Annotated in this window: 12 protein-coding genes; 4 read left to right on the top strand and 8 right to left on the bottom strand. The window is 34.5% G+C overall.

The features are described from left to right. Positions 1 to 241: 241 nt before the first annotated feature. The 3 genes from mukB to mukF are packed head-to-tail and all read right to left on the bottom strand — an operon-like array spanning position 242 to position 6751. Positions 242 to 4660: a chromosome partition protein MukB gene (mukB, locus tag AC5LW9_RS03745; protein WP_198235614.1), complete on the bottom strand. Its 4419-nt coding sequence runs from the start codon at positions 4658 to 4660 to the stop codon at positions 242 to 244. A gap of 2 nt (positions 4661 to 4662) precedes the next feature. Further along, positions 4663 to 5385 (bottom strand): chromosome partition protein MukE, encoded by a 723-nt coding sequence (gene mukE / locus AC5LW9_RS03740; protein ID WP_198226712.1) that lies wholly within the window; start codon positions 5383 to 5385, stop codon positions 4663 to 4665. A 43-nt stretch (positions 5386 to 5428) separates the two neighbouring features. Further along, positions 5429 to 6751: a chromosome partition protein MukF gene (gene mukF / locus AC5LW9_RS03735; RefSeq protein WP_198226354.1), complete on the bottom strand. Its 1323-nt coding sequence runs from the start codon at positions 6749 to 6751 to the stop codon at positions 5429 to 5431. A 321-nt stretch (positions 6752 to 7072) separates the two neighbouring features. Between mukF and AC5LW9_RS03730 the strand changes: the two genes are divergently transcribed. Continuing rightward, positions 7073 to 7303: a hypothetical protein gene (locus AC5LW9_RS03730; protein WP_493456353.1), complete on the top strand. Its 231-nt coding sequence runs from the start codon at positions 7073 to 7075 to the stop codon at positions 7301 to 7303. Further along, entirely contained in the window at positions 7300 to 7794 is a 495-nt protein-coding gene (locus AC5LW9_RS03725; protein ID WP_493456352.1) for a DUF4198 domain-containing protein, read from the top strand. The genes AC5LW9_RS03730 and AC5LW9_RS03725 overlap by 4 nt, the downstream gene beginning before the upstream one ends. 122 nt (positions 7795 to 7916) lie before the next feature. Here AC5LW9_RS03725 and uriT read toward each other — a convergent pair whose 3' ends face one another. The 4 genes from uriT to AC5LW9_RS03705 form a co-directional block, all read right to left on the bottom strand. Then, positions 7917 to 9305, bottom strand: a complete 1389-nt coding sequence (uriT, locus tag AC5LW9_RS03720) for a uridine transporter UriT (RefSeq protein WP_198226345.1) — start codon at positions 9303 to 9305, stop codon at positions 7917 to 7919. Continuing rightward, positions 9299 to 9568 (bottom strand): nucleoside hydrolase, encoded by a 270-nt coding sequence (locus AC5LW9_RS03715; protein WP_198235618.1) that lies wholly within the window; start codon positions 9566 to 9568, stop codon positions 9299 to 9301. The genes uriT and AC5LW9_RS03715 overlap by 7 nt, the downstream gene beginning before the upstream one ends. 21 nt (positions 9569 to 9589) lie before the next feature. After that, positions 9590 to 9736 carry a hypothetical protein gene (locus AC5LW9_RS03710; RefSeq protein ID WP_493456351.1) on the bottom strand — a complete coding sequence of 49 codons (147 nt, stop codon included), beginning with the start codon at positions 9734 to 9736 and terminating at the stop codon, positions 9590 to 9592. A 178-nt stretch (positions 9737 to 9914) separates the two neighbouring features. Beyond that, entirely contained in the window at positions 9915 to 10157 is a 243-nt protein-coding gene (locus AC5LW9_RS03705) for a carbohydrate kinase family protein (protein WP_334319862.1), read from the bottom strand. A 694-nt stretch (positions 10158 to 10851) separates the two neighbouring features. On the opposite strand from AC5LW9_RS03705, the gene pntA reads away from it, so the two are divergent. Together pntA and pntB are read left to right on the top strand one after the other, a co-directional pair. Next, complete coding sequence (pntA, locus tag AC5LW9_RS03700; RefSeq protein ID WP_493456350.1) at positions 10852 to 12384, top strand: Re/Si-specific NAD(P)(+) transhydrogenase subunit alpha; 1533 nt, start codon at positions 10852 to 10854, stop codon at positions 12382 to 12384. A 15-nt stretch (positions 12385 to 12399) separates the two neighbouring features. Beyond that, the gene (pntB, locus tag AC5LW9_RS03695; protein WP_065737752.1) at positions 12400 to 13788 is read left to right on the top strand and encodes a Re/Si-specific NAD(P)(+) transhydrogenase subunit beta; all 1389 of its coding nucleotides are present in this window, start codon (positions 12400 to 12402) and stop codon (positions 13786 to 13788) included. A gap of 60 nt (positions 13789 to 13848) precedes the next feature. Here the strand turns inward: pntB and AC5LW9_RS03690 are convergent, their stop codons facing one another. Next, positions 13849 to 14886: an alpha/beta hydrolase family protein gene (locus AC5LW9_RS03690; RefSeq protein WP_198235619.1), complete on the bottom strand. Its 1038-nt coding sequence runs from the start codon at positions 14884 to 14886 to the stop codon at positions 13849 to 13851. Positions 14887 to 15060: the final 174 nt, after the last annotated feature.

Genomic DNA, 15060 nt, shown 5'->3' with positions numbered 1-15060 from the left:
TAATTTTCACATGAAAATAAATAACCTTTTGATTAATTATAAGTATTTCAAGGGAAATGATATTTTTTTTACTTAACCTTAACTTTTTTAAATAAAAAAAATATATTTTTTGACAAAAATAGAACTATTTTTTGCATAAATACAAAATTAAACGATAAAATATTTTTCTACTTTAGCATACATCATATACGACTAAATTTCTTAAAAAATAAAATATTGCTGGCAATCACCAGCAATATTATTAAGCAAAGCCTTTTAATCCAACAACATGAACATGCTCTTGATTATTAATAACTTTACGAACTAATTTGTATGTAGTCCCTTTTTCTGGGCTGATATTTTCAGGTGCTGCAATAATGAGCTGCATTTCTAATCGTTCACATAGCTCAAAAAGCGTTGCAATTGATTTAGCATCAAGACGAGCGGCTTCATCTAAAAATAATAGTCGGCATGGTGAAATATCTTTATTACGCAGGCGCTTAGATTCTTCTTCCCAGCTTTGAATTACCATCAATAAAATTGACATACCAGTACCAATCGCTTCACCAGTTGATAAAGCACCACTTTCGGCACGTAACCAGCCATCAGCGCCACGATTAACCTCAACGTCCATCTCTAAATAGTTTCGATAGTCAAGCAACTCCTCACCGATATTCTGCGCAGTACGTTGCCCCATATCAATATGTGGATTTAAGCGTTGATACAGTTTAGCTAAAGCTTCTGAGAAAGTGATTCGATTGTTGCTAAACAGATCTTGATGTTCACTTTGCTCATCAGACAAAGCAGCTAATAATGAAGAATGGGCCTCACGAACATTTACGTTTAAACGTACACCATTAACTTGACCAAATGCCACTGCTTGTAAACCTTGATTTAACATGCGGATACGATTTTGCTCACGTTGAATAGTTTTACGTATAATATTTGCCACGCTTTTGGAACTTATCGCTAATTGCTGCTCACGCGAAGTAAGTTCTTCAGTTAAGCGAGATAATTCGATTTCCATTTGTTCAATAGCTTCAATTGGATCATCAGTTTTCACTATATCTTGACGAATTCGTTCTCGCAGATGTTTATAAACTGCAATATAGAATTGAATTTTACGCTCAGGCCGTTTTGGATCTTCGGATAGCCTTAATACATCACGCAGATGTTCATTATCATTCACAGCCAAACGTAGTGAACCCAATGCCTTATCCGACATAGAACGTAGCTCATCAGCACTTAGATAAGCAAGTTCCCGGCGATGTAATCGACGTTCAACACTATTATCTCTGACTAATCTTAATACTAAACACCACCCAGCTTTAGCTTGTGCCACTTGTTCACGTAATTGCTTGTAATCACGTAATGTTTGGGTCAAACGTTTTTGCATTTGTGTCATTTCGCCTTCACAAACAATCAATTGTTTTTCAAGTGAGGTACATTGCTGACGATTATTATTAAGTTTTTGATGAATTTCATCACGTCGTATTCTGGCACGCTCTTCGGTAATCGCATCGGCTTTTACACCAATTTGTTCTATCTCATTCTGTAGTTCATTAAGCATATCTCGCTTAGTTTCAAAAGCACTTTTTAATGAGGCAAATGTCTGATTATACTGATTATATTTATCTTGATATTGCTGCATTTGACGACGAGATTCAGTTCTTTGTGCTTCAACCACTTCCAATCGAGAACGCAATTTTTCATTTAAATCAGTATTTTCACCTAACATACCAGCCGAGTCTTCATAACTAAAGTGAGATCGACGCTGCATCACTTCAGTTAACGCAAATATTTGTTGGCGAATAGTTTGTTGTTGCGCTTTTACGGTGTTGTATTGCTCGCGTAAAGCTTCATTTTGTTCAGGATCGCTTTGTAAAACTGCAACAATTGGCTCCAGCTCTGAAACTGTATTATGGTTCCGACTGACATATTGTACTGCTTCTTGTGCTTCTGCTAATTGTTCACGCAAGTCATCAACTCGATCTGCAAGATCGTCATCAGCCAATAAATGCATTTGTGCAACAAGTCGATTAACGATAGTTAATTGTTCTTTAAGGCTTGATACTTGTTGCTGATTTTGTTTATCAATACTTTCTTGTGATGATAACTGACGTCCGATTTCAGTACGCCTAGTTGCTAATTTTTGTGCTTCAGCTTCAGGATCAATATCAAAAGCTACCGCTAAATACTGACCGATAAATTGCCCAACATTTTGCTCAATTCGTTGTAACTTTTGTAAGTCAAATGATACAGTTGCATAACGTTCATGCAGTTGGTCTCGTTCAACTGATAATTTTTCAAGATGAACCTCGCGCGCAGCCCGGCCAAATAATGGTACTTTAGGAAAGCTAGAAAAACGCCACTGGCGCTCCCCCGTTTTAACCAATACTGCTTTATCCATTTCTTCACAGTCAAATACACTATCATCAAATGATGATGGGTCACCCTCAATAAAATAGATATCTTCAGGATAATCTTCTTCACTTGCAGTAAGAGTTTCAAGTTGTGTTTTTACTAAGGATAAATCGGGCACCACAATAGCTTGCCTTGATGGACCATATACTGCTGAAAAATAAGGGGCATCATCAATAGTGACATCTTCATAAATTTCAGATAGTAATACACCATTAAATCGTTCTGCCAATGCCGATAATCGTCCATCATCAACCCCACTTGGTTGATTAAGTTGTTCAATTTGTATATCCAGTTGATTACGTCTAGAATTGATTTGATCACGTTCAGTAACAAGTATGCGTTCCTGTTCAAGCAATTGCTGCATATGTTGTGTGACCGTTTGGCTATGAGTAAATGTTTGACCAGTTTGTTCTTGCAAAGAAATTAAAGCATCTTGCGCTTTTAACCATGTAGGTGCTTTTTGCCGATATTCAGTAATCTTCGCTTGAATTTGTTCCAGTTCTTGTCTAAATTCAATTCGTTTTTCACTTGATTCATGAGCTAGCTCCGCACTTTCTTCTAATTGTACTTCAAGCGCTTGTTTTAATTCATCCAGATCATCGTAATTAACTTGACGTCCAATACGTTTACAAAATTGGGTTAATAATGATTCTGCTTCTTTTTGCTCAAAAAAACGTTGTTCTAATTCATCTAGTTGTAATTGTAAATGTTCAGCTTGATCAGCTTGATAACATTGTGACGGCCATATCCTTAATGCTTCTTTGGCTGCAACAAATGCATCACTGCGAACCACATCACCTACTAATTTGACAACAATTTGATAAGCTCTATCAAATTGATTGATCGCAGCATCAGAAACACTGAGTCTTTGCTCAAGTTCTAATACTTGTTCAGTTATCTCTTTTTGTTTTTCATCAAACTCCTCAAAATGATTTTCAATATTACTAAGACCTAATTTAGGTAATTGGCATAAAGACTGCGCATTTTTAAGAGCTTGCAGTGCTTGTTGATATTGAATAGCTCGGGTTTGTTGAACATCAAGCGCTTGCTGGTAATCAGCCAGTTGTGTTTTTATTTCATCAACTTCTTGTTCTGTGTGTTCAAATTGATCACGATAAATTTGATATTGTTCCTTAGCTTCAAGTACTACTTCATTTTGTTCTTCAAGCTTTACATTTAAATCATCTAAATCTGCTTGATAGCGATCAATCTTTTCTTGTTGACGCAATGCCGTTTGTGCAAGATTTAGATGATCATTGGCTGCTTGTAAATCAGTTTCCAAATCGCTTTGTGCTTCTTGATATTCTTTCAACTCTTTCGCCATTTCAACTTGGCGGAATTGATTACTTAAAAGCAGATCTTGTGTTTTAAACATATCTCGGCGTAAGCCTAGCACGGATTCAATGTGCACACGACGTTCATTAGCATGACGCATGTAGTCAGCAGCTACATAGTTAGTCGATTCGGTAATAAGATGTTTAAACAAATCTCGATCAGATTGCGTAACTCTAATAGCTTCTAATGTCATTCGATTTTCACGTAGTGCGGCCTCCATATCTTGGAAAGCTTTACGTACACCGCTATTTTCGGGCAATAGATAATCACGTAGTGAGCGGGTAATAGCGCTTGAAATACCACCATAAAGAGAAGCTTCGATCAGGCGATAATATTTACTACGATCGGACGATGTACGCAGACGCTTTGGTAATATACCAAAGTCAAACATCACCGAATGATAGTCAGTAATTGAGTTAAATTGTTTAAAAATTACGCCATCCATTCCCTCAATTTTTTCTTTTAACTCAGGTAATGAAAGGATTCGTGCTTGTTTATCGTTTAAACGTTGAGTGACTAATTCTGTTGGAGTAATACCAACAGATAAACCTTGTATCAAAAAAGGTTTAATATCGACTTTCTTATCTCGACCAGCTACTTGCTGTAAACGTACTCCACAAATTATACGTTGATTACGAGAATTAATTACATCAAGCATAGAATAGCAGACACCAGGTTTTAATTTTCCGTGTAAACCTTTATCTCGTGAACCAGATGTTGCCCCTGCTTCAGTTGTGTTTCTGAAATGTAATAAAGTTAAATCAGGAATTAAAGCAGTAACAAAAGCTGCCATTGTGGTTGATTTACCCGCACCATTACCACCAGAAAGAGTTGTAACCAATTTATCCAAATCAAAGGTTCGAGCAAAAAAACCATTCCAGTTTATCAGTGTCAATGAGTGAAATTTACCATGCCCAATCATAATTATTCTATCTCCTCATTAACATCTTGGTCTTCATTATTATCATCTAAGGTAAGTGATGATTCTATCTTGATTGCTTCACCATCACGGATTAAACGCAATTGAGCTTCTTGCACATCATCACTACTACGAACTTCTGCACCAAAACGAAAAATTGATTCATTAATGCGAAAACGGCTACTGTCATTACCAACAATGAAGAAAATCATACCAAGTCTACGTAATCGATTTAAAGCAGTTTTGACTTTATCAAATAACTTTTGACGATCTAAATCAGATCCAGTAGATCGCTGATTAACTAATTTAAGCAATTTACTTTCATCAGCTAATGATATCAGTTCATCAAACAACTCTTGCAACGTAAAAATCCCTTCATGAGCTAATCGTTCTGGACTTAAGTAAAGGTAACAAAGCACTTTGCCAACTAGCATTTCTAACTCAGATAATACCGAGCGAGGAATTAACGTTGTTGAGCGAGGTCGGAGATAAAAAAAACCTTCTGGTGCTCTTATTAATTCAACATTATAACGTTGGTAAAATTGTTCAAGTTCTAGTTGAAAGTCCATTAAAAATGCATGATGATCAAGCTCATCAATGCCAATATGACGCCCAGAACGCAAAGTACTATCAAGCTCAGGAAAAATTGGATTTGCAATTGCTTGCGCCAATTTAACTGGCATATATTTATCAATGGATGCTTGTGAACTTGCCGCTATGCGTCCCATAACTTCATCAAGATGATGTGCTGTTTGTTGTGTTTCAAAATCTTTAGTATCTGTTGATGACATGTGCTTGTACCTTAGCTCCATAATCGTTAATAGGTTTCCATTCGTTAGGTATACCGAGCAAATCATCTTCGGCAATACCAAGTCGAATAGCCTGATCGATAAATAACCTTGCTATATCAAAATGTTGCTCGCGTGGAAATTGTGCTAAATAGCTACAAATTGCAATACCAATATCAAGTGGTTTATTTTCTTGTTTAAAAATCAATAAATTTTGTTCAATATGTTTAATAATATGTTCTTGAATCTCTTCAATCATTTCAAATTCAAGTTCTGAAGGTAATTCACCTGTAACTTCTGCTTCATGTAATGCGAGTTCTTCATCACGCATATCAAGTAAACGATCAGCATTTGCAAACGTAAGAGACCATGGTAAATCAAAGTAACTCTGAATTGATTTACGTAATCGTTGAGAAAATACACGGTTTTTATCTAAATCAATCGCTGTTCTAATAAATTTATGAACATGTCTATCATAACCTATCCAAAGGTCTATCGCTTTTTGCCCCCAACCAATAATTCGATCTAATTTACTTTGTAAATCTAGTACTACATTGTTAATTTTATCAAGTTCAGGATTATCAAGCGTTGCATCTTGAATTAATAACAAACTGGCTTGTAGTTTATCGCCTGCTGCAGCTAAAGTATCTTGCAACTCACGAAGTGTTTGTGATGTCTCTGTTAACAATTCTTCACAACTACTAATTGCTGCTTGCCAATCTTGGCTTAATAAAGCAGATATATTTTGCTTAACTTCAGCTTGTTGCTCATCCATAACTCGTTGTGTTATATCAATACTATCAAAAATTTCAGCAACCGAATATTTTAAAGGGGCAAAGACATTTCGATGCCAATGTAAATCATCTCCTCCCTCGACTGCTGCATCTGCAGCACGTTTCAATTCTTGTGCCACAATAGATAATTGAATGGATAAACGGAGTGACGAAAATTCACGCTGTCGAATATAATAATCAGAGATCCCTATTCCAAGGGGAGTTAAACGATAAATCGAATAACCATCAGTCATTTCACTTGCAAAACGTGTAATTAAACGCTGACGCACTAAATCATTAATGGCATTATTGGCTCTTACAGTGATAGTATCTTCACTTTGTTCAAAAATCTGTGAAACATGCCGAAAAGCATCAATTAATTCCGACTCAGTCATTTCACCATCGAAACGCTCGCTATTTAATACAGCAATAGCCAATAAAAAAGCTAACCTTTCAACAGGTAACGTAATTGAAAAATCATTCTTTTTTGCCCAAGAGACCAGTTCAGGTACTGATTGGGAAAAATCCATCATAGAGGTTTCCTTAGATTAACGTATCGTTTTATGTAAAAGTACCTTAAAAAGTTTAATAAACGCAATATATAGTTTTAAAGACAAAATATTACCGATTATATAACAATTTGTAATAGTTAAAAATAACCAAACTTAAGATTTATCATTAGGTGATTGAATATAAACAGTAAGTGAACATTTATTTATCTAGCTTCATTTTAGATTCCATATTGCTTTTATAAAATTTATCCTATCCATCACCCATGCTCAGCTTAACATTACCAAACATCAAAAATAATAATGATAATCATTATCACTTATATTTGAAATAAAGGTGAATATATGCGTAAAATATTTCTTTTAACTCTAGTAGGATTTGCTACTTGCTTTATAACTCAAACAGTCTCTGCCCATGGTATATGGATTGCCAATCGAGTTGATCAAAAACAGATTATTTTAGGTGAAGGCCCATTGGATAACGGTTATAACCCAGATACGGTAAAACAAATTCATGCCTACACAAATGATTGGGTGCCATCATCTATCATAAAAAAGATCACAGTAATTATGTGACCGTTGAGCCATCCGATAAAATATCAGTGGTAACGATTGATTTTGATTACGGATACTGGGCGCAAAATGCACATGGAAAATATGTCAATTTACCAATGAATCAAGTCCAAGGCGCCACTACTGGTACTCATGCCATAAAATATAGTGTAAATTATTTATCATCAGTTACTAACCCTAAAATCATTAAAGATATTCCATTACAAATCGTACCTAAAATTGATCCAACTAAATTAAAACGTGGGGACACATTACCTATTACTGTTTATAAAGACGGTCAACCTCTTGCAAATGTTCCTATAATTATTGATGTAGTAAATAATTTAGATCAAACTATAAAAACCAATAATAACGGAGAAGTTGATATTATTGTTCCTAACCAAGGTTTAAATGTCATTGGTGTTGAAATTGGTTTTCCAATTAAAAATAGCAAGTTAGCTACCCAAGATAAATTCTTCACAACATTAGTTTTTACTTTAATATCAGAAGAGTAGAATATAAGTTTTCGAAAAACATTAAACAGCAGTAAACCAATAAAGAGACTATTTATTAAATGCACTCAGAGTTAAAAATCCTAGATAGTATTATCTAGGATTCGCTGAAAGTTTAATATTTTTTATAACTCTGCATTAATAGGTCTAGGAATTAGAAAGCTAGAAAGTAAAGCTAAAATGGTAATAATTAATCCCAATAACATACCGTTGAAATAACCAGTTAATGTATTTGCATTTACCATTTGTATAGCGGGTAACAATGCAAAACTTAAACCTGCACCTAGATTAAATGCACCAGCATTCATACCCGGTAAAAACCCTGGATTATTTGATGGCGATAAAACGATACCTAATCCATTTAAGATAATATTAGCCATTCCTGCATAAAAAATACCTAATGCTATAACGCAAATAGATAAAATTGTTAAGGAATGAATACCATAAAACATGATTACTAAAATACCAATAATACAACCCAATAAACCTAGTTTTAATACTTTATTATATCCCATCGTTGGAGCTAAACGACCTGAGAATGGGCCAATAAACCAACCAATTAATGCATATGGAGTAAGAAGAATAAGTGAAGCCCAATCAGGATCAAGTCCAAAACCTATTTCATGATTTTGTGCTATTGACATAACTAAACCATTTACTATCGCAAAAATACCTGTCATGGTTAATGTTGTGGTTAATAATAAAGCCCACGTCGCTCTTCTTTTTAAATGTTCGATTGTAACCAAAGGTTGTTTATTGCGTTTTTCGGTACGCCAAAATAACATAAAACAAACAATAGCAAACAATGTGAGTCCAGTGACATAAAGCCAATTGGCATTGCCAATATTACCAGCCTCATTAAGTGCTAATAGCAAAGCTGCAATAGTAAGAACAATGAATAGAACACCTATCCAATCCATTTTAGTTCCAGCTGACGGTTTTGATTCTGGAGCAAAACGATAGACAAAATAGGTAGAAATAGCAGCAACGACAGCAATAACCCAAAATACTGAACGGAATCCAAAATATGTAGCAAGTAAGCCACCTGCAATTGCATCAACACCAGCAATACCACCATTTACAGCTGTAATAATTCCCATTAACATACCATATTGTTTGGCATCTTTAACTTCATAACTAAGCATTAATAAACAGAGTGGTACAACAGGACCTGATACACCTTGTATGATTCGGGCTGCATACAATACTTCTATATTGGGTGCTAGTGCTGCAAGTATGGTACCTAATGTCATAATAAGCAACATAAAGGTTAATACTTTTTTACGACCTTTTATATCACTCAAACGAGGTAAGAATAGTGAAAATAAAGCGGCAGCAGTAAAAAAAGAGGTTTGCGATAAACCAACAGCTGCATCATTGGTTCCTAACTCTTTAGCTATTGTTACTAATACTGGACTTAACATGCTTGCATTAAGTTGAAATGCAACACAAGCTGCAAGTAACGCAACCATTAATGTTATAATATTTTTCTTTTCCTTACTTTGATCTAACATACATTTACCTCACAGGAGCGTTCTAAAGAATCAAGAATTAAATCAATTGAATATTTTGAGCCTAATTGTATAGATGCTTCTGGTCGTACTTGAACATCTAATTCTGAATCACTATTAATATTTAGCGTTCTGTCGACTTTTCTGACAAAGGGTTTAACAGCAATTAATTCAATATTAGGATTACCCTGTGCCAATAAAATCGCGTTAGTATCATGATGACTGGGATCACAATCTAAAATAATTTTTTTCGGCTGATTTGTCATAAATCGTTTCCTCTAGTAAATTTATTTATTAGCCATTTTTTGAAGTAAACTTTGATGAAACGGCATATTGAGTGCTTCTTCACTATTTATTGTCAAAGAAGCAAAAACAGAAGCATAACTTGCTGAGTAGTAAAGTGATTCGCCTTTTGCTAGTGAGACACAAAGCACTCCATAAAAAGTATCTTTTGCACTTGTTATATCTAAAGTTACAGCTAAAAAGCGTTAATGTATTGATGATCTTTACCATTAAAAATCAGTGAATCTTTACTAACTAAAGTAAAAATAATGGGTTGAATACCTACTGAATATATTTTTTAAGCAACAAGTTTTGCTGTATCTAAATTAGTCACATTAAACTCGCCTCGGTGCTGTTTTGCGATAATAGTTGAATGATATCTTTAGAGTGTGGAGTAGGATTAAATACAACTTTTTCTCCTACAGATTTAGGTAATTTCATTGCATTAAAAACAGTATTAATAATATTTTCAAATTGGTCTAATAAAATATCAGATTTTTTAAAATAAGGTTCTAAGATTACAATTTTTTTATTAGTAATTGTTAAATTCCCCCTAACATACATGGCAATCATACTTTCATCTGAAACATAAATAACTGCATTACTTATCGATTCTTTCTTAGATTGATATAAATTAAACGTATTAATTTCTGTTAGTATGTGAAGATTATATTCAAATTAAATAAATTAATATGTTTCAATTTAGATAGCAAAATAAACCTTTTCTTCAATATAACTAGTAACAAAAGACTGATTAGTATGATTTTAAGCTTGGTTTGTCATGTTTTTTTACTAACATTACTTTACTACCTTTTAATACCCCTAAATATTTGAGCAACGATGCTAACATTAATTGCTTTAAAACACGCATGCTGTTATTCGCATTTTCTCTTCGTTTTTTGATTTTCTTCTGAATATCTAATTTGGATTAGATCTGAATTGAATCATTAAAAGAGTATTAATCATCATATCTTATGAAGTAAAACAGAAGCAAACGGAACCAAACTTAAATACGGTCAATTGCTTTAAAAATAGAAAAATATCTTAAAAAAGCAACAATTTTGACTTAAAAACAAACAATCAGATATTTTATATCTACGATTGCTTTTTACTATTTAGCGTATCTATCAAGATAATCATATAATATTATAAAAAATAATAATGTGGACTGAATGATAAAAAATAAATTACTTACTCGCTCTGACGCTATTTTATGCTAGAATCAAAGCACTATTACCAACTCACTTTAACATAAGGATGAAATGCAATGCATATCGGTATACCCAAAGAACGGTTAGCCAATGAAGCTAGAGTTGCAGCAACTCCCCAAACAGTTGGACAACTGTTAAAACTTGGATTTACAGTTTCTGTAGAACAAGGTGCAGGACACGCTGCTCATTTTGAAGATCAAGCATTTATTGATGCTGGAGCAACAATTCAAAATAATCATGATATTTGGCAAAATGACCTTATTTTAAAATTTCATGCACCAACTGATGAAGAAATTTTACTAATGAAAGAGGGATTAACTCTCATTAGCTATATTTATCCAGCCCAACATCAAGAACTTTTAGAAAAGCTTGCAGCTAAAAATATAACTGTAATGGCTATGGACTGTGTTCCACGTATCTCGCGCGCTCAGTCTCTTGATGCATTAAGCTCAATGTCTAATATTGCAGGTTATCGATCTGTTATTGAAGCAGCAAATCAATTCGGTCGATTCTTTACTGGTCAAGTAACGGCTGCAGGTAAAGTACCGCCAGCAAAAGTTTTGGTAATTGGTGCAGGTGTTGCAGGCCTTGCAGCAATTGGCGCAGCAGTTAGTTTAGGTGCGATTGTTCGTGCATTTGATACGCGCCCAGAAGTTGCAGAACAAATTAATAGTATGGGTGCTGACTTCTTAGAGTTAGATTTCGAAGAAGAAGCCGGTTCTGGTGACGGCTATGCAAAACAAATGTCTGCTGCCTTTATTGAAGCTGAAATGGCATTATTCGCTGAACAAGCAAAAGACGTAGATATCATTATTACTACAGCATTAATCCCTGGAAAACCAGCACCAAAACTTATTTCGAAAGAAATGGTTGAATCAATGAAACCAGGTAGCGTTATCGTTGATTTAGCAGCCTTAACGGGAGGCAACTGCGAGTTAACAAAACCAGGTGAAGTATTTGAAACAGACAATAATGTAAAAATTGTTGGTTATACTGATTTAGCTAATCGTATGCCAGCTCAAGCATCTCAACTTTATGGGACTAACATTGTTAATTTATTAAAACTGCTTACTAAAGAAAAAGATGGCAGCATTGATATTAACTTTGAAGATGTAGTTATTCGTGGCGTAACTGTAGTCAAAGATAAAGAAATCACTTGGCCTGCACCACCAATTCAAGTATCGGCTCAGCCTCAGAAAAAAGCAGCCGAACCTATTGCAAAACCAGAACCAAAACCAATGGATCCTCAGAAGAAATATGGGATTTTGACGTTAATTATTCTTGCTTACTTCTGGTTAGCAAACTCAGTGCCTGAAAGCTTCTTAGGACATTTTACTGTATTTGCACTATCTTGCGTTGTTGGTTATTACGTAGTTTGGAATGTTACCCATTCTCTGCATACACCACTTATGTCTGTAACGAATGCTATTTCCGGAATTATATTAGTTGGGGCTATATTGCAAGTCGGCGATGATAATGGCTTAACTACGGCAATAGCATTTATTGCTATTTTGATTGCTAGTATTAATATTTTTGGTGGATTCTTTGTTACCCAAAGAATGCTAAAAATGTTCCAACGTGGCAAATAAAGGAGAGAATCAATAATGTTAAGTAACGGAATTATTCAAGCAGCCTATGTTATTGCTGCATTACTTTTTATATTCAGTTTACGAGGTCTTTCCAATCAAGAATCAGCTAAATCAGGAAACATCTACGGTATGATCGGTATGGCAATAGCTCTTATCGCAGCAATTGCCAGCATAAATGGCGGATTACACTGGATCATTATTGCTATGATTATCGGTGCTGCTATTGGTTTGTATCTAGCGAAAAATGTTGAAATGACACAAATGCCTGAATTGGTTGCTTTGTTACATAGCTTTGTGGGTATGGCAGCCGTTCTTGTTGGTATAAACAGCTTTTTAGATCCACACACAGTTGCAGCGAATGAAATAACAATTCATTTAGTTGAAATTTTTGTAGGTGTATTTATCGGTGCAGTTACTTTCTCTGGCTCAATTGTAGCCTTTGGAAAGTTAAATGGTAAAATTAGTTCAAAACCATTATCTCTCCCAAATAAACACTATCTAAATCTAGCGGCAATAGTTGTATCAGTTATCTTGATGTTTACATTCATCAATGCACAAACTGGTGCAGGCGCCCTAGTTTGTTTACTTATCATGACAATTATTGCACTAGTATTCGGTTTCCACCTTGTAGCATCAATTGGTGGTGCGGATATGCCTGTTGTTATATCAATGCTTAATTCCTATTCTGGTTGGGCGGCAGCAGCGGCAGGCTTTATGTTACAAAACGATCTTCTAATTGTAACTGGTGCGTTAGTGGGTTCTTCTGGTGCAATTCTTTCTTATATCATGTGTAAAGCAATGAATCGTTCATTTATCAGTGTTATCGCTGGTGGATTTGGGAGCGATGGTAGCGCAGCGAGTTCATCTGATGAAGAACAAGGTGAGTATCGTGAAATGCAACCTGCTGAAGTTGCACAAACATTAAAAGAAGCCCGTTCTGTTATCATCGTTCCTGGCTATGGTATGGCTGTAGCTCAAGCACAAGGTGCAGTAAGTAATATTACTGAAAAATTGCGTGCAATGGGTATTGAAGTAAGATTTGGTATCCATCCTGTTGCTGGTCGTTTACCGGGTCATATGAATGTATTATTAGCAGAAGCAAAAGTACCTTATGACATCGTTCTTGAAATGGATGAAATCAATGACGACTTCCCTGATACCGATGTTGTGTGGGTTATTGGTGCAAATGATACTGTTAATCCAGCGGCTGAAGAAGATCCTAATAGCCCTATAGCAGGTATGCCTGTTCTTGAAGTTTGGAAAGCAAAAACAGTGATTATTTCTAAACGCTCAATGAATACCGGCTATGCTGGCGTGCAAAACCCACTATTCTTTAAAGAAAATAGCTATATGTTATTTGGCGATGCCAAAGATAGTGTTGAGAAAGTATTACAAAATTTATAATAATTAACTATTATAAACATGCTAAATGAACTGCGACTTTTGTCGCAGTTTTTTTGAGCATTAATTTTTATTATTTGAAAATATATCTGACAAAAAGTTAACTACAAGACGTGTGATTTCACTATGTATTTCACTTCTTTGGCGAATTCCTCCATCTTTACAAATAATTCCTTCACCATGTTTTTCTTGGTTTAATATCTCTATTGCATTAGTTTTACACATTTGGATAAAACTAAAATGCATTGCATCCGGAATAGTAATATAAGTGGAAGATGACTTTACTAAAAATTGTTGAAAGTAGCCCGATTCAAGTTGAGCATTTGTATCATCTAGATCAACGCCTGCACCAATAATAAGAGAAGGTATTTTAATTTCTTGCAAGCTTTCAATTGTAAATCCTCTTGTCAAACCAGCATCTAAAGATATGAAAGCTTTTATTCTTGGGTCTAACATACTTTTATTCAGCTCTGAATTTGCTAAACCAAGTTCAGATAGCAAATGACAACCTTTCAAATAAGAATGTATCTTACAATCCTGATTAAAGGAATTAGTCGAAAATCTAGCGCCAGAAAGCGCTATTACAGACCAACCACCGAGAGAATGCCCTATAGCGGCAATCTGATTAAAATTAACAATATTTGAAAATGTTTGATTGCTAATTAAAGCATCAATTGTTTTACTTAAATCTTGTGGACGTAACCATAGTTTAGATGATTGTTCAATATTGCGATCAAATATTGTTGTTCCTGGATGATTGGGAGCAGCAACAATATAACCTTTTAAAGCAAGTTCATTAGCAAGCCAGCTTAGATTTTGCCAACTTCCACCATAACCATGTGAAAGCAAAGCTAATGGATATTTAGTCGTACTGATTTTCGGTACAGCATCAGGAATAACTTCATGACCATAAAAAATAGCATTTTCAGCTATAGTAACAGCGCCATGGTTATTGTTAGTAGGATACCAAACGGCAATATCTATAGGTCTACCATCTTGTTTATCATAATGAATTTTCTTAAAACCTATATTTTCTGATGCAGAACAGATAAATGGAAAAAATAAAATAAGAAAATTAAGCAAAAAGTATAGTTTAACCATTAAATTAATTCCTATTAAAATATGCAGCTATTTTTAACTTTAACAATTACGCTTAATTAACGATATAATAAATTTAACAAATTGTTAATCAATAGTTTATTTTATTAGGCTACGCAATGAATAAACAGAATGGTAATTTAATTCTTGTCAAAAAGTTTCAGGTTAACTATACGT

The sequence above is a fragment of the Gilliamella sp. LMG 34360 genome (assembly GCF_984568995.1).
Note: the sequence above shows the minus strand (reverse complement) of the source record. Positions and strands in the feature narration are given on the sequence as shown.

What these genes read in the sequence shown, in the direction of transcription:
- AC5LW9_RS03730 (WP_493456353.1), top strand. Translation starts at nt 7,073, where the DNA reads ATGCGTAAAATATTTCTTTTAACTCTAGTAGGATTTGCTACTTGCTTT.
- uriT (WP_198226345.1), bottom strand. Translation starts at nt 9,305, where the DNA reads ATGTTAGATCAAAGTAAGGAAAAGAAAAATATTATAACATTAATGGTT.
- pntA (WP_493456350.1), top strand. Translation starts at nt 10,852, where the DNA reads ATGCATATCGGTATACCCAAAGAACGGTTAGCCAATGAAGCTAGAGTT.
- AC5LW9_RS03690 (WP_198235619.1), bottom strand. Translation starts at nt 14,886, where the DNA reads ATGGTTAAACTATACTTTTTGCTTAATTTTCTTATTTTATTTTTTCCA.
- pntB (WP_065737752.1), top strand. Translation starts at nt 12,400, where the DNA reads ATGTTAAGTAACGGAATTATTCAAGCAGCCTATGTTATTGCTGCATTA.
- mukB (WP_198235614.1), bottom strand. Translation starts at nt 4,660, where the DNA reads ATGATTGGGCATGGTAAATTTCACTCATTGACACTGATAAACTGGAAT.
- mukF (WP_198226354.1), bottom strand. Translation starts at nt 6,751, where the DNA reads ATGATGGATTTTTCCCAATCAGTACCTGAACTGGTCTCTTGGGCAAAA.
- AC5LW9_RS03715 (WP_198235618.1), bottom strand. Translation starts at nt 9,568, where the DNA reads ATGACAAATCAGCCGAAAAAAATTATTTTAGATTGTGATCCCAGTCAT.
- mukE (WP_198226712.1), bottom strand. Translation starts at nt 5,385, where the DNA reads ATGGGACGCATAGCGGCAAGTTCACAAGCATCCATTGATAAATATATG.
- AC5LW9_RS03705 (WP_334319862.1), bottom strand. Translation starts at nt 10,157, where the DNA reads ATGATTGCCATGTATGTTAGGGGGAATTTAACAATTACTAATAAAAAA.